The 26946-nt window shown below is 37.8% G+C and carries 29 protein-coding genes; 10 read left to right on the top strand and 19 right to left on the bottom strand.

The window, feature by feature from the left end; genetic code table 11:
• Positions 1-111: 111 nt before the first annotated feature.
• The 5 genes from dnaB to MHB51_RS11930 form a co-directional block, all read right to left on the bottom strand.
• Positions 112-1470 (bottom strand): replicative DNA helicase, encoded by a 1359-nt coding sequence (gene dnaB / locus MHB51_RS11950; RefSeq protein WP_107943555.1) that lies wholly within the window; start codon positions 1468-1470, stop codon positions 112-114.
• 13 nt (positions 1471-1483) lie between these two features.
• Positions 1484-1930: a 50S ribosomal protein L9 gene (rplI, locus tag MHB51_RS11945; RefSeq protein ID WP_107943556.1), complete on the bottom strand. Its 447-nt coding sequence runs from the start codon at positions 1928-1930 to the stop codon at positions 1484-1486.
• Positions 1930-3900: a DHH family phosphoesterase gene (locus tag MHB51_RS11940; protein ID WP_066168561.1), complete on the bottom strand. Its 1971-nt coding sequence runs from the start codon at positions 3898-3900 to the stop codon at positions 1930-1932. The genes rplI and MHB51_RS11940 overlap by 1 nt, the downstream gene beginning before the upstream one ends.
• A 13-nt stretch (positions 3901-3913) precedes the next feature.
• Positions 3914-4858 carry a DUF2232 domain-containing protein gene (locus MHB51_RS11935; protein WP_342558221.1) on the bottom strand — a complete coding sequence of 315 codons (945 nt, stop codon included), beginning with the start codon at positions 4856-4858 and terminating at the stop codon, positions 3914-3916.
• 776 nt (positions 4859-5634) lie between these two features.
• Entirely contained in the window at positions 5635-7182 is a 1548-nt protein-coding gene (locus MHB51_RS11930; RefSeq protein WP_342558220.1) for a bifunctional UDP-sugar hydrolase/5'-nucleotidase, read from the bottom strand.
• 141 nt (positions 7183-7323) lie between these two features.
• Here MHB51_RS11930 and MHB51_RS11925 point away from each other — a divergent pair, with 141 nt between their 5' ends.
• From MHB51_RS11925 to MHB51_RS11900, 6 genes are all read left to right on the top strand, one after another.
• Positions 7324-8418, top strand: coding sequence for a PhnD/SsuA/transferrin family substrate-binding protein (locus tag MHB51_RS11925; RefSeq protein ID WP_342471544.1), 1095 nt, complete (start codon positions 7324-7326; stop codon positions 8416-8418).
• A 109-nt stretch (positions 8419-8527) separates the two neighbouring features.
• Positions 8528-8668 (top strand): hypothetical protein, encoded by a 141-nt coding sequence (locus MHB51_RS11920; RefSeq protein WP_342558219.1) that lies wholly within the window; start codon positions 8528-8530, stop codon positions 8666-8668.
• Positions 8665-9426 carry a phosphonate ABC transporter ATP-binding protein gene (gene phnC / locus MHB51_RS11915; RefSeq protein ID WP_107943560.1) on the top strand — a complete coding sequence of 254 codons (762 nt, stop codon included), beginning with the start codon at positions 8665-8667 and terminating at the stop codon, positions 9424-9426. The genes MHB51_RS11920 and phnC overlap by 4 nt, the downstream gene beginning before the upstream one ends.
• A gap of 20 nt (positions 9427-9446) precedes the next feature.
• The gene (gene phnE / locus MHB51_RS11910) at positions 9447-10232 is read left to right on the top strand and encodes a phosphonate ABC transporter, permease protein PhnE (protein ID WP_107943582.1); all 786 of its coding nucleotides are present in this window, start codon (positions 9447-9449) and stop codon (positions 10230-10232) included.
• 12 nt (positions 10233-10244) lie between these two features.
• Entirely contained in the window at positions 10245-11051 is an 807-nt protein-coding gene (gene phnE / locus MHB51_RS11905; RefSeq protein WP_342558218.1) for a phosphonate ABC transporter, permease protein PhnE, read from the top strand.
• Positions 11052-11110: 59 nt separating this feature from the next.
• Positions 11111-13057, top strand: coding sequence for a DNA-binding protein (locus tag MHB51_RS11900; protein ID WP_342558217.1), 1947 nt, complete (start codon positions 11111-11113; stop codon positions 13055-13057).
• Between the two features lie 208 nt (positions 13058-13265).
• On the opposite strand, the gene rpsR is transcribed toward MHB51_RS11900, so the two are convergent.
• The 5 genes from rpsR to MHB51_RS11875 all read right to left on the bottom strand — a co-directional run bounded on the left by rpsR (position 13266) and on the right by MHB51_RS11875 (position 15596).
• Positions 13266-13505: a 30S ribosomal protein S18 gene (gene rpsR / locus MHB51_RS11895; RefSeq protein ID WP_066168550.1), complete on the bottom strand. Its 240-nt coding sequence runs from the start codon at positions 13503-13505 to the stop codon at positions 13266-13268.
• A gap of 45 nt (positions 13506-13550) precedes the next feature.
• Positions 13551-14105: a single-stranded DNA-binding protein gene (gene ssb / locus MHB51_RS11890; protein ID WP_066168546.1), complete on the bottom strand. Its 555-nt coding sequence runs from the start codon at positions 14103-14105 to the stop codon at positions 13551-13553.
• A gap of 37 nt (positions 14106-14142) precedes the next feature.
• A complete protein-coding gene (gene rpsF, locus MHB51_RS11885) occupies positions 14143-14433 on the bottom strand; it encodes a 30S ribosomal protein S6 (protein ID WP_066168544.1) in 291 nt (96 codons plus the stop codon).
• A 638-nt stretch (positions 14434-15071) separates the two neighbouring features.
• On the bottom strand, positions 15072-15236 hold the full coding sequence (locus MHB51_RS11880) for a hypothetical protein (protein WP_342558216.1): 165 nt from the start codon (positions 15234-15236) through the stop codon (positions 15072-15074).
• A gap of 132 nt (positions 15237-15368) precedes the next feature.
• Positions 15369-15596: a hypothetical protein gene (locus MHB51_RS11875; RefSeq protein WP_342471541.1), complete on the bottom strand. Its 228-nt coding sequence runs from the start codon at positions 15594-15596 to the stop codon at positions 15369-15371.
• 101 nt (positions 15597-15697) lie between these two features.
• Between MHB51_RS11875 and MHB51_RS11870 the strand changes: the two genes are divergently transcribed.
• The 3 genes from MHB51_RS11870 to MHB51_RS11860 are packed head-to-tail and all read left to right on the top strand — an operon-like array spanning position 15698 to position 16991.
• Positions 15698-16180 carry a hypothetical protein gene (locus tag MHB51_RS11870; protein WP_342558215.1) on the top strand — a complete coding sequence of 161 codons (483 nt, stop codon included), beginning with the start codon at positions 15698-15700 and terminating at the stop codon, positions 16178-16180.
• Between the two features lie 33 nt (positions 16181-16213).
• Positions 16214-16753: a DUF3267 domain-containing protein gene (locus tag MHB51_RS11865; protein ID WP_342558214.1), complete on the top strand. Its 540-nt coding sequence runs from the start codon at positions 16214-16216 to the stop codon at positions 16751-16753.
• A gap of 13 nt (positions 16754-16766) precedes the next feature.
• A complete protein-coding gene (locus tag MHB51_RS11860; protein WP_107943565.1) occupies positions 16767-16991 on the top strand; it encodes a hypothetical protein in 225 nt (74 codons plus the stop codon).
• A 413-nt stretch (positions 16992-17404) separates the two neighbouring features.
• On the opposite strand, the gene ychF is transcribed toward MHB51_RS11860, so the two are convergent.
• The 3 genes from ychF to MHB51_RS11845 all read right to left on the bottom strand — a co-directional run bounded on the left by ychF (position 17405) and on the right by MHB51_RS11845 (position 19720).
• Entirely contained in the window at positions 17405-18505 is a 1101-nt protein-coding gene (gene ychF, locus MHB51_RS11855; RefSeq protein ID WP_107943566.1) for a redox-regulated ATPase YchF, read from the bottom strand.
• A gap of 91 nt (positions 18506-18596) precedes the next feature.
• Positions 18597-18797, bottom strand: coding sequence for a DUF951 domain-containing protein (locus MHB51_RS11850; protein ID WP_066168531.1), 201 nt, complete (start codon positions 18795-18797; stop codon positions 18597-18599).
• Positions 18798-18799: 2 nt separating this feature from the next.
• Positions 18800-19720 (bottom strand): mechanosensitive ion channel family protein, encoded by a 921-nt coding sequence (locus MHB51_RS11845; RefSeq protein ID WP_107943567.1) that lies wholly within the window; start codon positions 19718-19720, stop codon positions 18800-18802.
• A 90-nt stretch (positions 19721-19810) separates the two neighbouring features.
• Between MHB51_RS11845 and yyaC the strand changes: the two genes are divergently transcribed.
• Positions 19811-20422, top strand: coding sequence for a spore protease YyaC (gene yyaC / locus MHB51_RS11840; protein ID WP_082799071.1), 612 nt, complete (start codon positions 19811-19813; stop codon positions 20420-20422).
• Here yyaC and MHB51_RS11835 read toward each other — a convergent pair.
• From MHB51_RS11835 to mnmG, 6 genes are all read right to left on the bottom strand, one after another.
• On the bottom strand, positions 20339-21043 hold the full coding sequence (locus MHB51_RS11835; RefSeq protein ID WP_066168525.1) for a DUF554 domain-containing protein: 705 nt from the start codon (positions 21041-21043) through the stop codon (positions 20339-20341). The two genes, yyaC and MHB51_RS11835, sit on opposite strands and share 84 nt — an antisense overlap.
• A gap of 13 nt (positions 21044-21056) precedes the next feature.
• Positions 21057-21905 (bottom strand): ParB/RepB/Spo0J family partition protein, encoded by an 849-nt coding sequence (locus MHB51_RS11830; protein ID WP_066168522.1) that lies wholly within the window; start codon positions 21903-21905, stop codon positions 21057-21059.
• Positions 21898-22659, bottom strand: coding sequence for an AAA family ATPase (locus MHB51_RS11825; protein ID WP_066168520.1), 762 nt, complete (start codon positions 22657-22659; stop codon positions 21898-21900). The genes MHB51_RS11830 and MHB51_RS11825 overlap by 8 nt, the downstream gene beginning before the upstream one ends.
• A 367-nt stretch (positions 22660-23026) precedes the next feature.
• Positions 23027-23908 (bottom strand): nucleoid occlusion protein, encoded by an 882-nt coding sequence (gene noc / locus MHB51_RS11820; protein WP_066168518.1) that lies wholly within the window; start codon positions 23906-23908, stop codon positions 23027-23029.
• Positions 23909-24156: 248 nt separating this feature from the next.
• The gene (gene rsmG / locus MHB51_RS11815; protein ID WP_107943568.1) at positions 24157-24873 is read right to left on the bottom strand and encodes a 16S rRNA (guanine(527)-N(7))-methyltransferase RsmG; all 717 of its coding nucleotides are present in this window, start codon (positions 24871-24873) and stop codon (positions 24157-24159) included.
• 177 nt (positions 24874-25050) lie between these two features.
• A complete protein-coding gene (mnmG, locus tag MHB51_RS11810) occupies positions 25051-26946 on the bottom strand; it encodes a tRNA uridine-5-carboxymethylaminomethyl(34) synthesis enzyme MnmG (protein WP_342558213.1) in 1896 nt (631 codons plus the stop codon).

The following is a 26946-nucleotide window of genomic DNA, read 5'->3' as shown; positions in this document are numbered from 1 at the left end:
CTCGCCCTCTTCACTCCAATCAACAAGTAAATCCTTTATTAACAGTGTATTCTCTACCTTAAAACACACGCATTAATATTCAATATTTTCATAATCAACACGCCTGATAAATTAGTATTCTGGAGGTGCTTCATATTGCGACCAGTCCACATTGAGGAATTTATTGAATTCCTTTTTAAATGCTAGTGTCACCGTTCCAGTTGGACCGTTACGTTGCTTTGCGATAATAATTTCAATCATATTTTTACTTTCAGATTCTCGGTCATAGTAGTCGTCACGATAAAGGAATGCGACAATATCAGCGTCTTGCTCAATCGAACCAGATTCACGTAAGTCACTCATCATTGGTCGCTTATCTTGACGTTGCTCTACACCACGAGATAGCTGTGATAATGCAATGACAGGAACCTTTAATTCACGCGCAAGCCCCTTTAAAGAACGTGATATCTCCGATACTTCCTGTTGACGGTTTTCTCCTGGACGCCCACTACCTTGGATAAGCTGTAAATAGTCGATTAAAATCATACCAAGCCCATGCTCCTGAGCTAAACGGCGACATTTCGCACGAATTTCATTAATGCGTACACCCGGTGTATCATCAATAAAAATACCAGAGCTTGAAAGGCTACCCATCGCCATTGTAAGCTTACCCCAATCCTCTGCTGAAAGTGCACCTGTACGCAATGCCTGTGCATCGATATTTCCCTCTGCACAAAGCATACGCATAACGAGCTGATCTGCCCCCATCTCTAAGGAGAAGATTGCTACATTTTCGCGTGCCTGTACCGCGACACTTTGTGCGACATTTAATGCAAAGGCAGTTTTCCCTACAGATGGACGTGCCGCTACGATAATTAAGTCATTACGTTGGAATCCGGCTGTAATATTATCTAAATCACGGAAGCCTGTTGGGATACCTGTTACATCGCCTTGTCTTGACTGCAATTTCTCTATATTATCAAATGTGTCGACAAGAACGTCCTTTACATGTTTAAAGTCACCCGCATTTTTTCGGTTGGCTACTTCCATCATTTTTTTCTCAGCTTCAGCTAATAATGCTTCTACCTCATCTTCACGCGTATAGCCATCCTGCACGATTTTCGTTGCCACACTAATTAAACGACGCAACAATGCCTTCTCTTCTACGATTTTTGCATAATGTGCGATATTCGCAGCAGTTGGTACGGCATTCGCTAGCTCAGAAATATACGATAGACCACCGACATCCTCTAGCTCTTTTTTTACGGAAAGTTCCTCTGTAACAGTAACGACATCTATCGCCTTTCCTTGATCGCTTAATGTCAGCATTGTTTGGAAAATAATTTGATGTGCACGACGATAAAAATCTTCCGGTATTAAAATTTCGGATGCTGTAATCAGTGCTTGCGGCTCGAGAAATATCGCACCAATAACCGATTGCTCTGCCTCATGATTATGCGGCGGTACACGGTCTATCATAGATTCGTTCATCTAACTGCTCTCCTTATTCAGCAATAACATGTACTTTCAATGTAGCCTTTACTTCTTGGTGAAGCTTTACTGGTATATTCGTATAACCTAAAGAGCGAATACCGTCGTTGCACTCCATTTTTCGTTTATCAATTTTAATATTATGTGCTTTCTGCAATTCATCTGCAATTTGCTTTGTTGATACAGAACCGAAAAGGCGTCCGCCTTCTCCTGACTTCGCTTTAATTACTACTTCCAATGCTTCGATTTTATCTTTCAAATCTTTTGCTGCTTGTAGCTCCGCAGCTGCATTTTTTTCTTCCAATCTTTTTTGACCTTCTAATTGGCTTAATGCTTGATTGTTAGCCTCTACTGCATAACCATTTTTAATTAAAAAGTTTTGTGCATAGCCATCTGCTACATTTTTAATTTCACCTTTTTTTCCTTTACCTTTTACATCCTTTAAAAATACAACTTTCATTATTCATTACTCCCTTCCATTACTTCTGCAATAGCATCCATTAAATAATTTCTTACTTCATCTATTGAATGTGCCTCCACTTGCGCTGCCGCATTCGTTAAATGTCCTCCGCCACCAAGCTTTTCCATAACGAGCTGGACATTCGTTTCACCTAATGACCTAGCACTTATTCCGATTAAGCCATCTGCTCGGTGTGCAATCACAAAGGAAGCTGATACATCTTTCATTGTCAATAAAATATCTGCTGTTTGAGCGATAATTACCGAATCATAAACACGCCCATCTTCCCCGTTAGCAATTGCAATGCCTGGAAAGGCGAATTTAACTGTTTGCACGATTTTTGAGCGTTCGATATAGGTATCGACGTCCTCTTTTAATAGCTGCTGCACTAAAATAGTATCGGCTCCATGTGTCCTTAAATAAGAGGCCGCCTCAAATGTTCGTGCACCCGTTCGTAGCGTAAAGCTTTTCGTATCAACAATAATGCCAGATAATAACGCCGTTGCCTCTAATGGGGTAATCTTCTCGTTTTTTGGCTGGTACTCTAGCAGCTCTGTTACAAGCTCGGCTGTCGAAGATGCATATGGCTCCATGTAAACAAGTGTCGGATTCGTCACAAACTCCTCTCCTCGACGGTGATGGTCTATGACAATGACTTTATCTACTTTATTAAATAGGCGTTCATCAATAGTTAAGCTCGGCTTATGTGTGTCAACAATAACTAATAATGATTTTGGGGTCATTTTAGCTAATGCTTCCTCTGGCGAAATAAAATGTTGATAAAAATCAGACTTATCAGCGATTTCCGTCATGAGTCGCTGCACACTGCCATATAAATCATCAAAATTAACGACAATATAGCCATCAATTTTATTCATTTGCGCCATTTTACGTACACCAATTGCCGCACCAATTGCATCCATATCAGGTTGCTTATGTCCCATAATGAATACTTGGTCACTTTCTTGGATTAAATCCCTTAGCGCATGTGAAATAACACGAGCTCTTACACGTGTGCGCTTTTCAACAGGGTTCGTTTTCCCTCCATAGAAACGCAATTTTCCACTTGGCTGTTTGATTGCTACTTGGTCGCCACCTCGCCCTAATACTAAGTCTAAGCTAGATTGTGCTAGCTCTCCTAATTCGACCAATGAGGAGGAACCTGCACCAACACCAATACTAAGTGTTAGCGACATGTTTTTTTGCAAGGTACGCTCTCTAATCGTATCTAAAATCGCAAATTTCTTTACTTCAAGCTCAGATAAAATAGATTCATTTAGCACGGCTAAAAAACGATCAGAAGATACCCGTTTCACATAAATTCCATAGTTTGCTGCCCATTCATTAACAATCGATGTAACCATTGTATTTGTTAAGCTACGCGTTTGGTCATCCATTGCCTGTGTTAGCTCATCATAGTTGTCGATAAATAAAACAGCAATAACTGTGCGATCCGCAAAATATTGTGTTTCAATCTCTACTTGCTCTGTCACATCAAAGAAATACAATAGTTTTTCTGTTTCTTTATAGTAGGTTCGATATTTACGTTCATCAATTGTCACCGTCAGCTCTCGCTTCTCCTCTGGCTGCATAATGCTATACAGCTCCTCAGAAATCGTAAACAGCTCTTCCCCAATTAATGAATCTCTGTTCAAAATATTTAGCATAAATGGATTTGCCCATTCGATATTGTAATCCTTATTGATAAGTACAATCCCTATCGGCAATTCCAAAAAGGCTTCCTCTCCCACCTTTTTCATTCGAAAGGAAAGCTTTTCAATATGCTTTTCTGTCTCAATATACGCTGTCTTTTCCATTTTCCAAACGTAAAATAGTCCGCCTAGTGCTACTAAAATATAGGCAAGCGCTACCCACACATTCCATAAAAATAATAAGATAGCTGCCACTAGCACTAACAAAGATATAAGAAAAAGCGGATAGCGAATTAATCGTTTTCTAAACATATCCATTGTCAACAGCTCCTTATTTTTTCTGGATTTTGTCCTTCATATACTCACGTATATTAAAGCCCAAATCGATAATACCGAGCAAAATAATAAATGAATAGAGCGGCAATGCAATCAGCACAACTAGACCTTTTAAAAAGCCCGGCGATTTGTATTCATCTAATAGGAAAAAGATAAACGATAAACCTTGCAGCGTTAATAGTAACCACAGTACAACAGAGGCATTAAGTACAGCAACATATAAAAATGTTCCTACTTCTGGTTGCACAAATAAATTAATAGAAAGAACGATTAAGTAATACCACAGCACAGCTCTTGGCAAACGCATCATTTTAAAGGATGCAAATTTCGGTACATCAATCCCAAAGCGCTTTAATAGCGGCAGGTTGATGGAAATGAGTACAAAAGTTAAAGCAAAAACAGAAATGGTAATCGTAGATGGCATAGCCACCTCCATCATGCGGAACATTTCATCTAAACTTTCACGTGTAAATGCCTCCTGCATTGGAAATTGCTCAGCAACTTTAAGTGATTGTTCATAACTTGTTTTTGCAATGTCTAAGCCAAGCTTCACAAAATCTAGATTAAAAAAATTAACAAGTGCTACATATAAAAAGGCAAATGTAAATAAGAGTGCTATACCAGTTGACATAAATAGGAATAGTTTACTTTTATTCGTTCGTATTGCATCACCAACTACTACACCTACCACTGCAAAAATGACCGATGTCAACAACATAATAATGCCACCGTAAATAAATGTAATAGCGCTGGCAATAATAGCGATAGTAATTGCATTTGCCCTATTATGCGTTGCAGCAAGCCATGCAATTGGCAGAGGTGCAAACCCCATTGCTACTATACTGACAATCGGTACATAAAAGGCAATCAGCATAATAATTGTAAATAGAACAATTGCAATGCTACTTTGCACTAATTTTTTCGTTTGATTATTCGGCATGAAGAACCTTCCTTCTATCATCAAAACTTTTGCATATTAACTAAGTATGTAAGTAAAGACGCTAACTATTAGCGTTCCACTTTCTCATTATTCTATTGTATCATTTTTTTATGCTACAAACAAAGTACGAAAACGAACGTGTGATTGGTTTAAAAAGAAATATTAATGGAATATTCTAATTTTTATACACTAAATAGAGATGTGAAACTCCGTAATTAGAAGTAATAAAATGGCTAATTCTTTCGGAGATTTGTTGGTTGTTGTGAAGCAATACAAGCAGCGATTTGAAGTTATCTAGAAGATTTTATAAAGAATCAAAAGCATGTATAAACAGCAGCTGCCATTCTAATATAAAGTGGATTAACAAGTAGAGTTGAACCAAAAAACTCCGTCTCTTTTTGAGGCGAAGTTCTTTAATTTTTACATAGGGAGATTTAATCAAATGAAAGTCGAAAAAAATATGTACAAAATAGGAAAATTTACTTTATTAAATATCAGCTATATTAACAGCGATAAGCCAAGCATTCTATGCAAATTGTGTACAAGTAATCCACCCATTTTTATTTACAGACATTAGTTTTTTATAACGTCTGTATACTTTCAATGCTTTGCCTTTTAGCAAAATGTTACCTCTCAATGGCGACATGCATACAATGTAGCCATTGCTTCTATCATGATGGAAAAACACAGCCCACTTCCAACACCTATTGCTGCGGATAGCCTTTTCTCTCTTTTTGTTGTTCATTTTTGAAGCATCTGTAAAGCCTCCTTCATGGTTAATTACGATAAATCATACGCATATTCGTCATCGGCTTCGCTTCCACCGTGTCGTGCTTTGTAAAATAGTCCGCAAGTAACTCCGTCATATCCGTTTGGATATCTTTGACAACCGGACACGTTTTAAAATAATCAAAATTTCCTGCACCTGTCGCTCGGTAACTATTCATCACAACATGATAGTGTTGACTCAATTGCAGTGGCTGACCTTGGAAAAACACAGAAACAACACGTTGACCAGCAGGCTTTGTTAAATCAATTGTGTAGTCGATGCCACTCCACAAATCATAATTATATGGCTGCTCCTTAGGATATTTAAATGCTTCACTAATAGTAGGCTTGTCATTTTTCATTGTAAAATAAGTAGCGGATTGCTCTAATGCCGCGACGATATACCTGCCTTCAACGGATAATACCTTCAACGTATTTGGATAAATATAGTTTGTGACAATATCGCGCATCGTTACATCATTTTGAAAGCCTGCACATGTATCATTAAAAATCGAGGCGCAAGAAATCGAAGCACCCGTTACTTCCATTTGCACCCGATTAACCAATTCCACATAAGAGTGTCCCTTAAGACGCGCTTCAAATGTGTCATGGATAGCTAAACTCCCTGTGATTTTGCCAATGCGCTGATCCAGCCATTTCTCCGTTTTTTCATATAAAGGGGTAATGATATTTTCAATCTCTACATTTAATGGAATCGTTTCATCCAAATAAATTAGGCTAGGTGATGTGCGCTGTAAAATGCCTTCATTATTGAATAGCAACTCCACTTTGCCAAGGCAAATCCCTTTCGTTCCTGATTGTACAACAGCTTTTCCAAATAAATGTAACGCTAACTCCCTGTGCTGGTGTCCAGTAATGACAACATCTACTCCTTCTATTTCTTGACAAAGCTGATAGCCAACATTTTCTCGTGATTCCTCTAACCGTTCACCTGTCTGTAAATCTGCTTCAAAGCCACCATGATACGCGACAATCATCACATCTATTGCAAATTTTTCACGTAGATTAGCTATCTCCTGTTGAGCCGACGTAAAAGCATCCTCAAAAAGAAGCCCTGCAATATGTGCTGGTGCTTCCCAATAAGGCACAAATTGTGTCGTAATTCCAACAACAGCAATCTTTATCCCTTCAATCTCCTTAATCATAGAAGGCTGTGTAAAGTAATGTCCCCTCTCATCTTTAATATTTGCTGCAAGCCACGGAAATTGGGATTGCTCGATGATGGTCTTAACCGTATGTAAACCATAATTAAATTCATGATTGCCAAAAATTGCGGCATCATATTGCATTGCATTTGCTACTTTTATCATTTGGTTATGGTAATGTGGATCAACTTTTTGTTCATAATAAGTCATTGGACTGCCTTGTATAAAATCACCGTTATCAATTAATAATACCGCACTCCGTTTACGCTCCTCTTCGATAATTGTCATGAGCTTCCCTAGTCCCATTGGTAACACCGACTTGTTTGAAAAGTCTGTCGGCATCACATAACCATGAATATCACTTGTCACCAAAACAGAAATCTTTTTCATACAAACACCTCATTTCTTAATTAGCTACATTTTAATCTTATCTTCCACTTTTTGAAAATTTAAATCTTTGTAATTCCTTAATATCTTATTTACATTCATCTTTTATAATCGAGTGGCACAACAATTTTAGGAGGAAAATTTATGAAAAAAATGTTTTGGTTGGTATGTTTGCTCGCAATCAGTATGATACTTGTTGCTTGTAATGGCAATGAAGGGGATGAATCGTCTACAACAGATGATGCCAATACAAATGCTTCTTCAACAGATAATACACAGGCAACAGAAGCAACTGCAACAAAATTGGAAAAGCTATCAATTGCTTTCGTACCATCACGTGACCCACAAGAAATTATTACTGCTACAGAGCCGTTAAAAGAATTGTTAACAGCAGAGCTTGCTACATTAGGCTATGACGTTGATAAGGTAGACATTACAGTAGGTACAAATTATGAAGCTGTCGGAGAGGCATTATCTGCAGGTACAACAGATATTGGCTTAATTCCTGGTGGTACATATGTGCTGTATGATGATGGCGCTGAAGTCATTTTAACTGCAACACGCTCTGGCTTAAACAATAATTCGGACGATCCAACAGAGTGGAACAATAATAAGCCAACAACAGCAACAGCCGATCAAGCAACATCTTATCGCGCATTATTAATAGCTGGTCCATCAGCTAAAGGTCGAGAGCTAGCTACTAAAGTCAACAATGGTGAGGACTTAACATTCGAGGACTTAAATGGTGCAAATTGGAATGTCATGTCTTCCTCATCACCTGCTGGCTATATCTATCCAGCGCTATGGTTAAATGAAAAGTTTGAAAAGACCATTACGGATTTATCCAAAGTTGTACAAGCGGATTCTTATGGTAATGCCTTTGGTCGTCTAGCTGCTGGTCAAACAGATGTACTTGTCACATATGCAGATGCCCGTCGTGATTTTGAGGATGTATGGACAACGGACTTTGAACGTTCTACAAGCATTTGGGATGAGACAGATGTACTGGGTGTTATGCCGGCAATTTATAACGATACGATTAGCGTGAGTAAACATTCCAAAATTATGGATGACAAATTAAAGGCTGCGTTGCAACAAGCATTTATTAATATTGCTAACTCAGATGCTGGTAAAGAAGTTATCTCTATTTACAGTCATGAAGGCTATCAAATCGCAAAAGACACTGACTATGATAATGAACGTAAAGCACAGCAATTAGTCCAACAATTAAGCAATTAATGATGTCACAATAGCGGAGTTGTCCGAAAAGTCTATTTTTTTTGACACCGCATTGAAATAAATATTTTTATCGCTTCCCTTTTACTGAAGGATAACGCTGCTAAAGCCAATGTTCATCCCATTTTTAAAAGAGGCGTTCTCTGTTTATATGAATATTTTGCGAAACATCATCGCTACTGTCCAAAATGCTGGCTATGCACGGCTTTTTGGACAGCCCCATTTTTATATAAAGGTAGGTGTAACACAATGATTGAATTTCAATGTGTACATAAAAGTTATAATAACGGATTTGTCGCATTAAAAGATATTAATCTTAAAATTGAGCAAGGAGAATACGTAGCTGTCATTGGCTTATCTGGTGCTGGTAAATCGACACTGATTCGCTGCATTAATCGAATGCACGACATTACGGATGGTTCATTACAAGTCAATGGTGTAGAAGTATCCACATTGAAAGGACAAGAAATACGTACATTGCGCAGAGGCATCGGCATGATTTTTCAATCTTTTAATCTCGTATCGCGCATGTCGGCACTAAACAATGTCCTCGTATCATTTGTGCCAGACATGCCATTCTGGCGAAAAGCGCTTGGCATATTTACAAAGCAGCAAAAAATAGAAGCACTTGAAGCACTTGATCAAATGAAGATTTTAGATAAGTCATTTACGCGTGTTGATCAATTATCAGGTGGACAGCAGCAGCGTGTCGCCTTAGCACGTACGCTTGCACAGAAACCACAGATTATTTTGGCAGATGAACCTGTTGCCTCACTTGACCCAGTCACAGCGCAACAAGTGATGTCTGATTTTCAACGAATTAATGAAGAACTGAATATGACGATAATTATGAACATTCATCATGTAGAGTTAGCACTCGAATATGCAACAAGAGTTATTGGTATTCGCAATGGAGAAATTGTCTATGACGGCCCTGCAAGCGCTGTAACAGAAAACGTATTGAACCTCATTTATAACGGCAAATTGAAAGAGGAGCTGACGATGGTTTGAACATCATAAAGACAAAATCAATGACATTAGGCAATGGGAAAACAGTCACATTTAAACGCTCCAAAGCGCCATGGATTGTGCTTCTATTGCTTTTTTCCTTGTATTTTTCAATCCAAATTACAGGCTTTAGTATCATTGTTCTGATTGAACGTATCTATCAATTTTGGAAAATTGTTGGGGAGATGATACCACCGAACTGGTCTTATTTAGACCGATTATGGCAACCGTTATTTGACACCATTAAAATGTCCTTGCTTGGCTCACTTCTCGGAGCAGTCTGTGCATTACCAATCGCTTTTTTAGCCTCTTCCAATATGATAAAAAGCACATGGCTTGTCGTAGCCAGCAAGTTATTCTTAAGTCTATTACGCACCCTACCTACATTAGTAGCCGCTTTAATCGCCACATTCATTTTTGGTATTGGTACGATGGCAGGTACGGTCGCGATTTTTTTATTCACCGTCGCTTATGTTGGCAAACTTTTATATGAACAAATTGAAAATACAGATTTAAAGGCTTTTGAAGCAATGCATTCAATGGGGCACTCTACGTTTTCAGCATTCCGTTATGCAATATTACCTCAAATTTTGCCTAACTATATTTCAACCGCGCTGTTTTGCTTTGAAGGAAATGTACGCTATGCTGCCATTTTAGGTTATGTTGGGGCTGGTGGTATCGGCTTACTGCTAAATGAAAGCTTAGGCTGGCGCAACTATGCAAATGTCGGAATGATTTTGCTGCTGCTCGCAGTAACAGTCTTTTGTATTGAAACACTTAGTGAACATTTCAGAAAGAAATTAATGTAGGAGGTGACTGCTTTGCATGCAATTGAAAAACAGCTCATCAATGAACCAAAATATACAACGAAAAGCATCATCTCTATTATGATTTTAGCCGCGTTTCTACTATGGTCTTTATCCGCTATTAACTTTTCAAATATGACAGAAAACGGATTCTCGATTGCCAAAAATATTATGCTTGGAATTTTATCACCGAATACCGAGCTATTATTTACATGGAGCACAAACGGCATACCGTACTTGCTATTAGAAACAGTGGCGATTGCCTTTCTAGGAACAATTGTCGGTGCGATTTTAGCTATACCGCTTGCTTTTTTATCAGCATCCAACATCGTAGTAAAGCCAATTGCTTTTCTTGTTCGATTAATACTAATTGTTATCCGAACAGTCCCTGCAATTGTTTATGGTTTAATGTTTATTCGTGTAACAGGGCCTGGTCCTTTCGCAGGTGTGCTGACAATGGCTTTGGTATCAGTTGGTATGCTGTCTAAGTTATATGTCGATGTTATCGAGAATTTAGAAACTAGTATTTTAGAATCACTGGAATCAATGGGCTGCACTACTTATGAAAAAATTCGTTATGGTATTATTCCGCAGCTATCCGCTATGTTTATATCCATTGTCATTTATCGATTTGATATGAATTTACGAGATGCTGCCGTTTTAGGATTAGTTGGTGCTGGTGGCATTGGAGCGCCGCTTATTTTCGCTATGAATGGCTACAAATGGTCAGAAGTTGGTTCGATTTTAATTGGTTTGATGATACTCATCTTATTTATTGAGTTTTTATCAAATAAAATTCGCAACAAGCTTGTAAGGGGGTGATGCCGTACTTAGTATAGCTTTTTCGCAGTATCCATCTATAGCTAACAAGGAGGAGAAAAATGAAAAATTTTGTAAAGTCTTTACTCATTTTTACTGGATTGATTGTCTTTCTTTACGCAGATTTGAGCTATGTAACAGCAGAGGGACCAAATGACCCCGCCCCCATTATTTACCCAGCAAATCCAAATGGCATGAAAGTGCTATTTGACAACAGTCACGGACAAACGGCTGGGCAATCGGATTGGGTAATTGACGGCGCTTTTTCAGATTTTGCGAATGCGCTAGCGAATGAAGGGTATGTTGTAAAAGAGCATAGAAGCACGTCGCCATTAACATTGGCTGATTTAGATGATTACGATGTCTTCGTTATACCAGAGGCACAAATTCCATTTAAAGCAGCAGAACAACAAGCGATTGTCGATTTTGTTGAAGCAGGTGGTGGCGTATTCTTTATCTCCGATCACTATAATGCTGACCGCAATTTAAATCGTTGGGATTCAAGTGAAATCATGAATGGTTGGCGCCGTGGTGCATATAATACCCCTACATTAAATATGTCTCCATCTGAGATTAGTGCAATGGCTGGTGTCACAAGTTCACAATGGCTAAGCAATGAGTTCGGTGTAGAGTTTCGCTATAACGCGTTAGACCATACAAAAGCTAATGTAGTTGTTCCGTCATATGAATCATTCGATATTACGACAGGTGTATCGGCCGTATCAATTCATGCTGGCTCTACATTAGCGATTACCAATCCATCGCTTGCCAAAGGTATCGTTTATTTACCTACTGGCTTAACACCAACAGCAAATAGATGGAATAACGCGATTGACCAAGGCGTTTATGCCAACGGAGGCATTGCAGAAGGACCATTTGTTGCCATCAGTAAAAAATTAAATGGTAAAGCTGCATTTATTGGTGATTCTTCACCTGTGGAAGATATTACACCTAAATATCGCAATGAAGAAACAGGTGCTCTAAAAAGAACATATGACGGTTTTATCGCAGACGATAATGCTACATTACTTGTTAATATTATTCATTGGCTTGCTACCCAAGAAAGCTATCACACATTAGCAAATACAACTGTTACGCTTGATGCTGTCACACCATTATTACCAATGGAATTGCCAGCAAATTCTATAGAACCGGCTTTTGAGCCTTGGCGCTTACCAACATCGGGTTATCTATGGTACGACCAATCAACATTTGCTGCTGGTTCGTACGGCTCATCGATTAGTCCACCAGCAACTTTAACATATACTTTAGTTACACCTACTGTATTAGATACTACTGGCAATCCATTTGATGTAACGGTGGCTATCAGCGGCTTAGCACCTAATGAAACAGTAACAGGTTTAAGAATGCAAGTGTATCTAGCAGGCGGGACAGCTATTTCTCAAATTCAAAATCAAAATGGTTCTTGGCCTTCAGGCTACGGCTATCAGGAGATTGGAACGATTACGGCTAATCATAATGGCATCGCAACTACAACTGTCCATATGCGTCTCAATCCAAATGTTACAGAAACAAATGCAACTATTCGTTTACGAGCAACAGATGGAACGAATTTAATTACACAATCTGTATTACTTGGCACACCTGAAACACCTGTAGAACCTGAGCCATCAACTGGTGAAACACAAACACTGACAAATGGTAACTATAAATTCATTTTGCCAGCCATACTTCCGAAAAATGGTGAAGCATTTCCAGTACAAGTAGTGATACAGAAATTGGCAGCTAATACTACAATTACAAACGCACAAGTTCAATTTTATTTGAGCAATGGGACAGGCATTTCTCAAATTCAAAATGCCGATGGTTCTTGGCCATCTTCCTATGGCTACTTTAATGTAGCTAATTTAACGGCTGATAGCAGTGGGACAGCTACTAAAAAAATAATGATGCGGATTAATCCGACTGTCACAGCCTCAACAGCAAATATCAGATTACGTTTAGGTTCAGGCAATAATGTGTTAACAGCAACTATCCAGCTCCCTTAATCACTATCAGAAGCACAAGTTTTCTACATTGTTGAAAACACTTCTACCAATGAAATCCCTGTGAATTTCTGCAGGGGTTTTTTTGAATTATTCCAAAAGACCTTCTAGAATTATATATGAAATGAAGTTCAATCCACTTCTTACAACTTTGGAAGCATAAAAAAAGTACAACAAAGGCTTTGCAACCAATGCTGTACTTTTCATAATCTTATTTATCTTCTGCTACGAATGGAAGTAAAGCCATAATACGTGATACTTTGATAGCTGAAGTCAATTTACGTTGATACTTCGCGCTTGTACCAGTTACGCGACGTGGTAAAATTTTACCGCGCTCAGAGATGAATTTCTTTAAAAGATCAACATCTTTATAGTCGATGTGCGTAATATTATTAGCAGTGAAGTAACAAACTTTACGGCGTTTGCGGCCTCCGCGACGTTGTGCTGCCATTAGCGTTGTCCTCCTTTAGTTTATTTTTCTATTGGACGTGAAGCATTAGAACGGTAAATCGTCCTCTGAAACTTCGATTGGCCCTTTGCTATTTGCAAATGGGTCCTCATCCATACGTGTATAATTTTGCTGATTTTGTGGTGGCTGCTGCTGTTGATAAGAACCAAATGGATCTTGTGCAGGAGCACCGCCATATTGCTGGTTATTATAGTTTTGTTGCCCTCCACCATAATTGTTACCGCCATATGGCTGATTTTGCATACCTTGTGATGCGCCACCGCTACGTGGTTCTAAGAACTGTACTGCATCTGCTACAACATCTGTTGTATAAACACGTTTTCCGTCTTGTCCTTCATAGCTACCTGTTTGAATGCGACCTTCAACGCCAATTAAGCTCCCTTTACGCATAAAGTTTGCTAAATTTTCGGCTTGTTTACGCCACGCAATACAGCCAATGAAGTCAGCTTCACGCTCACCTTGTTGGTTCGAAAATGTTCGGTTTACAGCGACTGTAAAGCGAGCCATAGGAACTCCACTTGGCGTATAACGAAGCTCTGGATCTTTTGTCAGTCTGCCTACTAGTACGACACGGTTAATCATCGGTACACAGCCTCCTTTTCAGCATTATGGTTAAAAATTATTTATCTTCTTCGCGAACAGCGATATGACGGATAATGTCTTCGCTAATGTTAGCTAAACGAGTGTACTCATCGATTGCTTGAGAACCAGCGTTTACTTTCACGATTTGGTAGAAACCTTCGCGGAAGTCGTTGATTTCGTAAGCAAGACGGCGTTTACCCCAGTCTTTTGCTTCGATGATTTCAGCACCGTTTGAAGTTAAGATTTCGTTGAAACGCTCTACTAAAGCTTTCTTCGCTTCTTCTTCAATGTTTGGGCGTACGATGTACATTAATTCATACTTTCTCATCTTTGTTTTGCACCTCCTTATGGACTTGGGCTCTCCTACTAAATAGGGAGCAAGGAGCAAGTAACTTGTATTACTCACATCTGTGAATTATAGCATGTTTTAAATTTATGTGCAATATATTTTCAAACAACGATTGAGTCAAGTATTAGATGAGCTACTAGAATATACAATAAACTGAGAGTAGCGTATAGCTGCTCTTTTATTTTCAAAAAAATAAAAGTGACTTATAATAAGAGGGGTGGAAATTGTTTGTACGATTTATGCAGAGTTTGATATGACAAGCGTGTCAGTGGCAACCGAGTATTACCAAAAGTCAGATTACTAGGTAAGACGCTGACTGAAGTTCGACTACAAACTATTTAAAGGGGTTTATGCTGATGATGATACCAGATTCAATACAGCCATCAATTTTTTATGTTACATTTGCTTATTTTATTTTTTTATGCCTATTTGTTTTCTTTAGAGTTGTCGTTTTTAATTTCGCTTTAAAAACGATTAAACGCCCTCTAAGTATTGTTTACGATATTTCTCTTTTCGTTATTACAACAATTTGGTTCTTTTATCTACATTCACAAGACTTTATTTATTACAGTTATGATTCGCCGATATTATTATTTGTTAGTTTTGCTTATTTCGTTTCAATATTCGATTTCATATATAATTATTTTTTGTATAAAAAGGCAAACTCCACGAGTCACTGTTAATGTTGCCTCGTAAGGTAGAGTAGCTGACCACTGAATTTGTAATTTACGAGTCCCTGTTCCAAACCCTACTTGTATTGCTGTTAAACCGTAGTTTGCCATTTTATATTCCTCTTGTCTTTTTTATTTATTTTCAAAAGCAATTAAATTACCTAGGATGATTGCTTTCTATAATCTAAAGGGAGATAAATAATTGTTTTGACAACCTTAGTGAAAAATATTTTTATGTTTGATTTAAAGCTCGTTTTGAGCTAGTTTTTCAGTTTCTACTAATTCAAAGAACGAAGGTGCTTCTTTGAATTTTTTTGTTTGGATGGTTTGAATAATCATTAAGCAAATTTCTTGTTTGAGGTCATCACGTTCTTGTGGACGAGTATGACGTAAAACGGCATGAATTTTAGGTTGTAACATGTCTAAAATCTCTTGTTGGAATGATGTGTTATTAACTTTTGTATTGGGCAATTAGTTCCCTCCTTATAATCTGCTTCCCAGAATTGCCTAAGTTATATGTATACCAAGCGCGGCTATATGTTAGAATTTGATAAAACGAAAGGGGGCGTAACATGAAAAAAATACTGATTACTTTTATTATATTATTTATTTTAGTAGGGTGTTCAAATAAAGAGAACACTAGTCAACAATCAAGCAGTGACAATGAGGATAAATTGAATGTATTAACTAAACAAAATGAAGAGCTAAAAAAGCAGCTTGAAGAAAGACCGAATCTTACTTCCGACCAATTAAGAGAAACGATGAATCTTTCTTTGAAAATCATTCGAGCGATGGTGAATTCAGATTATAGTTATCTTGAAACAATTATAGATTCTAATGTGACAATTGATTTTGAGAAAAAAATTTTTATATTCGAAAATGGGCATGAACAAAATTTTTTGCAGTCTATTGATTACAACATTTTAGAATACCGATTCCATCATTTAGAAAATAATATTATAACAATCGGTTTTGGCCAAAATAATGCCGCCATTTATTTTGATTTTTCACAAAAAAATGGGGAGTATTTATTAAATTCATTTATCACCAATTAAATTCTAAATAATTATCAATATAGGAGTGGTCCTGTGACAGAGAAGCAACCTGTAATAATTGAATTAAATATGAAGAAAATTGCGAGGCTTAACTTTTGGCTAACGATTGGCTTTATCGTTTTCTTTACTATCATATATAAATTAATTTATGGACAAACGAATTTTTCACTTTTAGCAATGCTGGCAATGGCTGTTTTATATATTATTTTTATCGTTTTACACGAGGTATTTCATTTAATAGGCTTTATGATTTTTGGCGGAGCAAAGTTTAAGGAGCTTGATTACGGTATTAATTTAAAGCTTGGTATTGCCTATGCGACAACAATTAAGCCAATGACAAATAGTGCAATGAAAAAGGCTTTGCTTCTCCCTTTTTGGACAACGGGCATTTTGCCGACTGTTGCTGGTCTTTATATAGGAAGCTTCACACTCGTGATAACTGGTGTATTATTAATCGCGGGAGCTGTTGGCGATTTCGCCATGTACAAAGAGTTACGTCCATTTCCAAACGATGCACTTGTCAAGGATGACCCCGAGTTACCAAAGCTATATGTGTATGAAACGAGAGTATAATGGAGGGCTGTGAATGACTGCTGTTGTCTTTTGCTTTATATTATTTATTCCGATATATATTATTTTAATTTGGCAATATAAAAATCCGAAAGAAGCCATTTTATGGGGAAGAAGATGGATGTATAAAGAGCAAAATGAAGTCAGTGAGGCGGCTGTTAAATATTCAAGAATAGCTGCATTAATTGGCATCATATTTATTACCTTTCTGTTCTTTTTCCTTTTTCTCAATCAAATTTAACTATCATTTGGATTGCTTTTTATAAAAATAACAGCCCCACCATATTAAAATATACAGATACCCTAAAATAACATATACAGTCCAAATATCACCTTGTTGTAGTCTACTAATAAAATAATGAAGTTCATCTTCACCTAATTTACGTTCGATACTATGAATAAAAGATATTATTGGAACAGTTATCGCAAAAAATATTGTTAAGACAGATAAAACTATAAGTTTTCTTTGTTTAATACATAGTCGAGCAGTTATTATTGTTATAAATAAGAATAGGTAATAAATTATCCAAAACCAATTAGGAAGTGTTCCATACTGCATATTTTTCAATCTCCCTTCTAATTTTATTCATTATCAAAGTCAAAAAAGCGTTTAAAAAGCCGGTAGCTGCACGGCCTTTTGAACGCTTCTCTCAATTAAACATTAAAACGGAACAACATAATATCGCCATCTTGTACGATATATTCCTTACCTTCTAAACGTACTTTGCCTGCTTCTTTTGCTGCTGTCATTGAGCCTAGCTCAACTAAGTCGTCGTAGGCAACCGTCTCGGCACGGATGAAGCCGCGCTCAAAGTCGGTGTGAATCACACCCGCACATTGCGGTGCTTTCATGCCTTTGCGGAACGTCCACGCACGTACTTCTTGTACGCCAGCCGTAAAGTATGTAGCAAGTCCTAATAAGTCATATGAAGCACGGATTAATTGGTCTAAGCCCGACTCTTTAATGCCTAGTTCTTCTAAAAACATTGCTTTTTCCTCGTCGTCAAAGCCCGAAATTTCTTCTTCAATTTTCGCACAAATTGTAATGACCTGAGCACCTTCTGCTGCGGCGAATTCGCGTACCATCTGCACATATTTATTGCTATCTGCATCTGCTACTTCGTCCTCAGATACGTTAGCAACATAAAGCATCGGCTTGATTGTTAATAAGTGAAGCCCTTTAATAACCTTTAGCTCATCGTCTGAAAGCTCTGCTGCACGTGCGGGCTTTTCAGCTTCTAGCGCCTCTTTTATCTTCACTAAGATTGGCTCTTCGATAAGTGCTTCTTTATCTTTTTGCTTCGCCATTTTTGCAACGCGCTGCAAGCGTTTTTCAACAGATTCCATATCAGCTAAAATAAGCTCTAAATTGATGACTTCGATATCATCGATTGGATTGACTGTACCTGCTACGTGCGTAATGTTTTCGTCCTCAAAGCAGCGTACCACTTGGCAAATTGCATCTACTTCACGAATATGTGCTAAAAATTTGTTACCAAGCCCTTCACCTTTTGAAGCACCTTTTACGATCCCTGCAATGTCCGTAAATTCAAATGCTGTTGGTACAGTTTTTTTAGGCTCTACTAATTCTGTTAATTTATTTAAACGTGCGTCTGGTACTTCCACGATTCCTACGTTTGGGTCAATTGTTGCGAATGGGTAGTTAGCAGCAAGTGCGCCAGCCTTCGTAATCGCATTAAATAATGTTGATTTGCCGACGTTTGGTAAACCGACAATTCCAGCCGTTAATGCCATATAGGACACAACCTTTCTATGCTCAGTTCATTTTACTTATGTTAATAGCCTTTTCTATTATATTGATAATACGCCTAAAAGTCTAACCGCATTATTGTTCATCGACTTTTTTAATTACTTTTTTCATCTTCTTTTCAAATTCACGTCTAGGAATCATAACGCTATGCCCACAACCTTCACATTTAATGCGAATATCTGCACCTAAGCGAATAATTTTCCATGCATTTGTTCCACATGGATGCTGCTTTTTCATTTCTACAATATCATTTAATTCAAATGCCTTACCTTCCAATTTTATTCTCTCCCTTCAATTTCTCGTCCCATTACACGGTCATACAGCATCATTTTTGGGAATGGAGTGACTATACCATTTTGCTCTAGTAGCTCCTTCACGTCTTGACGAATTGTTCGAGCAATTGTCCATTGCTGTAATGGTAATGTTTCAGCTATAATGCGCACAGTTACTTCATTATCGGTCGCATTTTGAACGCCTAAAAAGGCAGGTATATTTGTTAATGCTGGATGCTGCTGTGGTAGCTTTTCTAAATAGGCAGTAATGAGTTTTTCTGCCTTTTCAATATCAGCATCTATATTTAACTCCATGTCAATCATAAACTTCGAGTGATTGATGGAATAGTTCGTTACATTCGTAATAGAACCGTTTGGAATAATAAATTGCTCACCTGTATTGCCCTTTACCTTCGTTGTACGTAAACCAATTTCCAGGACAGTTCCCTCTGCCCCGTTTATTTTTATATAATCGCCTACACCAAACTGATCCTCAAAAATAATAAAAAATCCTGTAATCACATCTTTTACTAAGCTTTGGGCACCAAAGCCAATTGCTAAGCCTGCAATACCAGCCCCCGCAAGTAGCCCTGCAATTTGAATATCAAGGGCAGATAAAACGCCCATAATGGCAGAAAAGTACACTAAATAAGATAAAACACTTTGCAATAATTTTAATATTGTTTTTTGACGACGTTCGGAGTGATTTAATGGAGAACGCATGCGTACAACAAAAATTTTCTCAATAATCTTCCTTCCAACACGAACAGCAATATAGGAAGCAGCCAAAATTGCAATCACTTTTATAGAGGCTATTAAAATAAAATCCCATAACGCTTCACTCGTAAGATAATCCCAAGTTTTTTGACTAATTCGTGTGAGCCCCCTTAGATTGACTGTTGCTGCTGCCGAATAATATAATTCCATTTTTTCACTCCCTGTATAAGAAATTAACAAATTGAGTATACTGCACAAATATAACGTACTTTTACTATTTTTAGAAAGTGAGTGAAACAAATGAATAATCATTCTATTCATTATGAAGCATCAAGTGCAGTATGGAAACTAAGCGATATTTTTTTACAAATGATTCCCTTTGAGCATAGCCAGCTAGTCTTTTGTTGTATTGGTACAGACCGCTCAACAGGCGATGCACTCGGTCCATTAATCGGTAGCCAGCTATTGAAAAGCTATGCATTTCCCTTTGATGTTATCGGGACGTTAGAGGAGCCGTTACATGCATTAAATTTACTAGAAACATTTAATAATTTACAAGCACAAGCCGAGCCACCATTTATTGTTGCAATCGATGCCTGCTTGAGTGAGAAAAACCGCATAGGAAATATTATAGTAGAGAATGGTCCACTGTTCCCTGGCAAGGCTGTAAAAAAACAACTACCCCCAATTGGTGACATTTCCATTAAAGGAATCGTCAATATTGGAGGTTTTATGGAAGCACAAGTATTGCAAAACACTCGTCTTCATTTGACATATAATATGAGTGAAAAAATTGCTCGTTCCTTACAGCTAGCTTGGCAACGCCATCTATTGAACAATAAACATAATAGCTACAATAATCGCCACACACAAAATACTTGGCAGCAAATTGGCTACTCGAATTTTCGTTAAACCGGTAATATTCAAACCAATTGCTAATATCATAATACCACCTGTAGCTGTCATTTCTTGAATAAATAAATCGAGCGCTTCCTGCGGAATATATTTGCTAATTGCCCCTGAACAAATGGCGATAAGTCCCTGATAGATAAAAACGGGTATAGCCGATAATAAAACTCCAATACCTAAAGTAGATGCTAAAATTATGGACGTAAAGCCATCAATAATACCTTTTGTAATTAAAATATTATGATCATTACGCAGACCACTATCAAGTGCACCAAGTATCGCCATAGAGCCAATAACAAATATCAGCGTTGCTGTTACAAAGCCTTCAGCAATCGAGCCACTACTATTTTTACCGAATAATGATTCTACCCATTTTCCCAAGCGGTTAAACCATTTGTCTAAATCGAGCCATTCACCAATCATCGTACCAACAACGAGGCTAACTATGACGATAATGAAATTACCACTCTCAAAGCCCATTGAAATTCCTAGGACAGCCACGGCTAACCCGATAATAGACATAACTGTTTCTTTCATTTTTTCTGGAATATTACGAAACAGTCTACCAATAAACGCACCAGCTATTATTAGCGCGGCATTTATTAATGAACCTAATAAAATCATATTTACCTTCTCTCTATTCAGTGCGCTCTAATTGTAAAATTTCTAAAATACGCTCTAAATCCTCATCTGAGTAAAATTCGATTTCTATTTTCCCTTTATCTTTCTGTTTTTTAATTTGTACGCTCGTTCCAAAATAATCTCGGAGCTGCGCCTCTGTAGCCTGTACAAAAATATCACGTGCGGGTGTTTTTGTTTCACGTGAAACATTTTCATTTAATGATTGAACGAGCGCTTCTAATTGGCGTACATTCAATTGCTGTGCAATTACCTTTTTTGCTACTTCTGCAATTTGTCTTTTATTTTTCAAACCGAGTAATGTACGACCATGTCCCATTGTTAATGAGCCGTCGTTTACTAATGCACGCACTTCCTCAGGTAGCTGTAGTAGGCGAATATGGTTGGCGATATGTGGTCTACTTTTTCCAAGACGATTTGCTAAGTCTTCCTGTGTGAAATTCAATTGCTCAATTAAACTACTATATGCCTCTGCTTCTTCAATTGGTGTTAAATCCTCGCGCTGTAGGTTTTCCAAAATAGCTACTTCCATCATTTGCTGCTCTGTCATTTCTTTGACAAGCACAGGTATTTCATCTAAACCAGCTAATTTTGCAGCACGCCAGCGACGTTCTCCAGCGATAATTTCAAACTTACGTCCCTTTTTACGTGCAAGTATAGGCTGAATAATGCCATGCTCTTTAATCGATTGTGCAAGCTCATCTAACGCTTCATCTTGAAAAAGCTTGCGTGGCTGAAATGGGTTTGCTACAAATTTGTCAATTGCCACCTGCTGCACATTGCCCTCCTGCTGTACTGCCTCCTCTGGAAATAGTGCGCCAATACCTTTTCCCAAACCTTTAACCATTTTTAATCACTTCCCTTGCTAGCTCTACATACATTTCTGCACCTCTTGATTTTGCATCATATAAAATAATTGGCTTACCATGGCTCGGTGCTTCTCCTAGGCGAATATTGCGAGGAATAATCGTTTTATATACTTTATCCTGAAAATACTTTTTTACTTCCTCTATTACTTGTAAACCTAAATTTGTCCGCGCATCAAGCATTGTTAAAAGAACACCTTCTATCATTAGCTGTGGGTTTAAATGCTTTTGCACAAGTCGAACTGTCGATAGTAACTGACTTAAGCCCTCTAATGCGTAATATTCGCATTGTACAGGAATAATAATTGAATCTGCCGCCGTTAATGCATTAATTGTTAATAAACCGAGTGATGGTGGACAATCAATAATTATGTAATCATAATCTTGTCTTATTGGTTGTAGTGCATTTTTTAATTTTCCTTCACGTGAAATAGCTGACACGAGCTCTATTTCTGCACCAGCTAACGAAATTGTTGCAGGCACAACAAATAAATTTTCTATTTTTGCTGGTAAAATTGTTGTTGTAATATCCTCGTCGTCAATAATGACATCATAAATACAGCCATGTACATCTGCTTTATTTATCCCAGTACCACTTGTTGCATTGCCTTGTGGATCAATATCAATTAACAGTACCTTTTTCCCTAAATAAGCTAAACAGGCGCTTAAATTTACAGAGGTTGTCGTTTTGCCGACTCCCCCCTTTTGATTAGCAATTGCGATAACTTTCCCCATAATCCCACCTACTTCCTACAATTCATTATCTTATATCGTAAATACGCTTTAAAGGTATTCTATCAAAATTTACGCGTAGTTCCTAAAGTTATCCTACTATTCTAATAAAAAAAGCTGTCTAAAAAGTTGGTTATCGTACCACTTTCCAGACAGCATTGTTATTTTTTTGAAGTATTGACCATAAAAAATGAAAGCTTTCTTTGAAAAGGGCGTGTCTGAAGGGCTTTTTTAGATATGACCTTTACGACAAGAATAGTTAACACTTTATTATAACTACCTTTCCTATACCTAAAGCGAGGCGACAGCTCCTGTTCTTCAATATCAAGCTTTATATAAATTTTTTAAATAGCTCTATATATTAAATGGTTTACTTCTTCTTCGGTATTTTAACAGTGATTTGGTAATATTCCTCTGTATCCTCTTCCTCTGTTTTCAATTGAATACCGCTTTTCGTTACCATTGTTAACGAGTGCTTAATTGTATTTAGGGCGATGCGCACATCTTTGCTAATTGCTTTGCGCTTTGGTTTTTCTTTCTTTACAGGCTCTTCCTCGGTAGATGGTGATAGCAACTGTTGAATTTGCTCTTCAAGCTGACGTACGTTCCAGTCGTATTCTTTAGCTGCTGTAATTAGCTGTAATTGTAATTGCTCATCTTTCACAGCGATCAGCGCACGTGCATGTCGCTCGGTAATTTCGCGCTTTAAAATGGCCTCTTGTATAAATTGAGGCAATTTCAATAAACGTAGCTTATTTGCTACAGTTGATTGGCTTTTTCCAAGACGCTGTGCAAGCGCCTCTTGCGTTAATGAATGTAATTCAAGTAATTGCTGATAGGCAAGTGCTTCTTCAATTGCTGTCAATTCTTCACGTTGTAGGTTTTCAATTAATGCAATTGATGCTGTTTCTTTATCACTTAGCTGTCGTACAATCGCCGGCACTTCCGCCCATTGTAGCTTTTTCATCGCACGATAGCGTCGCTCACCTGCAATGATTTCATAGCCATCATCGCTGCTACTCCTACGCACGACGATTGGCTGAATGACACCATGTATATGAATCGTTCTAGATAATTCTTCAATTTTTTCATCGTCAAATATAGTACGCGGTTGAAAACGATTCGGTATGATTTTTTCAATAGGAATTTTCACTACTTCTTCTGTAGCCTTTTTTTCTTCTATAGCTGCTACTTCACTTTTTACTTCAGACTCTTTTCCGCCTCCGAAAAAACGTGAAAAAGGACTTTTCATCCGAGTGGCACCACCTTTAAGAAACTTCTTACTCACTATAAATATTATTGATTATTCAAGCAGAAATGTACATAGTTTGGAATCAATCAATTATGAAACTTAGCATCTACGTATTCTATCATTAATTAATGCCTACTATCATTATGTATGCTTGAAAACGATAAAATATCTATCAAACATACAAATTACTTGTGAGATTTCAGTAGAACATACCAACCAATTATTACTAACTAGCTCTTGACCTGCTTTTATTGAATAGGTGTTTTGTTTGGAACACCAGGTTTACGTGGGTATTTCTTAGGTGTTGGCTTTACTTTATTAAATATATATAAAGTACGCTCACTTTCCTCTACTGGCAATTCAAATAAAAATTCCTCTTTCAGTGTTATACCAAGTGTTGTAATTGCTTTTTTCGCATCTGCTAATTCCTGCTTTCCAGCCGCTGCTTTTAATGCCACAAACTGACCACCTTCTTTGACAAGTGGCACACATAGCTCTGATAGAACAGAGAGTCTAGCTACTGCTCGAGCTGTTACAACATCGAATTTCTCGCGATATTTAGCATTTTGACCAAATTCCTCTGCTCTTGCATGAACAAATTCTACATTTTCTAAATGTAGCTCCTCGCTTAAATGATTTAAAAATGTAATTCGCTTATTTAATGAGTCGACAATCGTTATTTTTAAATGAGGGAAGCAGATTTTAATTGGTAAACTTGGGAAGCCTGCTCCTGCGCCAACATCACAAACAGATGTTATCTTTGTAAAATCGAAATAAAAGCTAGCGCTAATGGAATCATAAAAATGCTTTAAATAAACACCTTCTAGGTCAGTAATAGCCGTTAAATTCATTTTTTCATTCCACTCTACAAGTAGCTCAAAATATTTTTTAAATTGGGCAATTTGGGCAGCTGTCAGCTCAATGCCCTTCGCCTTTAATGCTTCAATAAATTGTTGCTCGTTCACTACAATCCTCCTTTAATTAAGGGGCTGTCCGAAAAGGATATATTTTCCGGACAGCCTCAGCTCTTTATCTACTTATTCATTTGATAAAACATCACCGAAAGTGTCTAAAAGCAGACAATGCACTACGCTCCCTTTTCAGACGGCTCTTATAATCTCGATGCGTCGATATGCTATTAACTAATCATTGGCTACACGGGCAATTTTCCCCTGCTCAATATAAACAAGTAAAATTGAAATATCTGCTGGATTTACCCCAGAAATACGAGAGGCTTGTGCAATTGATAACGGGCAAACAGATTTTAATTTTTGACGCGCCTCTGTCGCTAAGCCCGAAATAGCATCATAATCGATATTATCTGGAATTTTTTTATCTTCCATTTTGCGTAAACGCTCAACCTGCTGTAACGCCTTTTGAATATAGCCCTCATATTTTAATTGGATTTCAATTTGCTCTTTTACTTCCTCTGAAAATTCCTTTTCCGGAGGTGTTAAAGTTGCAACTAAGTCATAATGCATTTCAGGACGCTTTAATAAATCTGCTCCCCGAATACCGTCTTTTAATTCAGTTCCACCTACAGAGCGAATAGCCTCCTGTGTCTCTGCATTGGGCTTAACAATCACTTCGCGTAAACGCGCAATTTCTTGTTCAATTTGCTCACGCTTCGCTGTGAATTTAGCATAACGTTCCTCAGAAACCATTCCCACTTTATAGCCGACATCCATTAAGCGCATATCTGCATTATCGTGACGCAATAATAAACGATATTCAGCGCGTGACGTTAATAAACGATATGGCTCGCTTGTGCCCTTCGTTACTAAATCGTCGATTAGTACACCAATATACGCTTCTGAACGGCTTAAAATTGTTTCTTCTTTACCGAAAATTCTAGAGGCAGCATTAATACCTGCCATTAATCCCTGTGCCGCTGCTTCCTCATAACCTGATGTACCGTTAATTTGACCTGCTGTATATAGATTTTTAATACGCTTCGTTTCTAGCGTTGGCCATAATTGCGTTGGAATAACCGCATCATATTCAATCGCATAGCCAGCACGCATCATTTCTGCATTTTCCAATCCCGGCACAGATGCGATTAATCTTTTTTGCACATGCTCAGGTAGGCTTGTTGATAAGCCTTGAACATAAACCTCACGCGTATTACGTCCTTCTGGCTCTAAGAAGATTTGATGGCGTGGCTTATCGTTAAAGCGCACTACCTTGTCCTCAATCGATGGACAATAACGCGGACCTGTTCCTTTAATCATACCAGAGTACATCGGAGATAAATGCAAATTTTCTTCGATGATTTGGTGTGTCAACGGGCTTGTATATGTTAGCCAGCATGGTAGCTGATCCAAAATAAACTCTGTCGTTTCAAAGCTAAATGCACGTGGCACATCATCCCCCGGCTGAATTTCCGTTTTTGAATAATCGATTGTACGATTATTTACTCGAGGTGGTGTCCCCGTTTTAAAGCGAATAATATCAAAGCCAAGCTCCTTCAAATTGTCAGCTAGCTTAATAGACGGCTGCTGATTGTTTGGGCCACTTGAATATTTTAAATCGCCAAGAATAATTTCACCGCGCAGGAATGTCCCTGTCGTGATAATGACTGTTTTCGCACGATAAATCCCGCCGATTTGTGTGATGACACCCTTCACTTCATCATCTTCTACGATTAATTCTTCCACCATCGCTTGGTGAATTTGGAGATTTTCTTGTTCCTCTAATAAGCGTTTCATTTCTTGCTGGTAAAGCACTTTATCTGCCTGTGCACGCAATGCACGAACAGCCGGCCCTTTACCTGTATTTAACATACGCATTTGAATATGCGTTTTATCGATTACTTTTCCCATTAATCCGCCTAATGCATCAATTTCACGTACAACAATTCCCTTTGCTGGTCCACCAATTGATGGGTTGCATGGCATAAAGGCAATCATATCAAGATTAATTGTCAGCATTAGCGTTTTAGCGCCTAATTTTGCGGCAGCATAAGCTGCTTCAGCTCCTGCGTGTCCAGCACCGATAACAATGACGTCAAATGTACCTGCTTCATATTGTGTAGGCAT

This window comes from Metasolibacillus sp. FSL K6-0083 (genome assembly GCF_038630865.1).
In the GTDB taxonomy this organism is placed as follows: Bacteria; Bacillota; Bacilli; order Bacillales_A; family Planococcaceae; genus Metasolibacillus; species Metasolibacillus fluoroglycofenilyticus.
The sequence above is the reverse complement of the archived record's forward strand: the minus strand, read 5'-3'. Positions and strand labels throughout refer to the sequence as shown.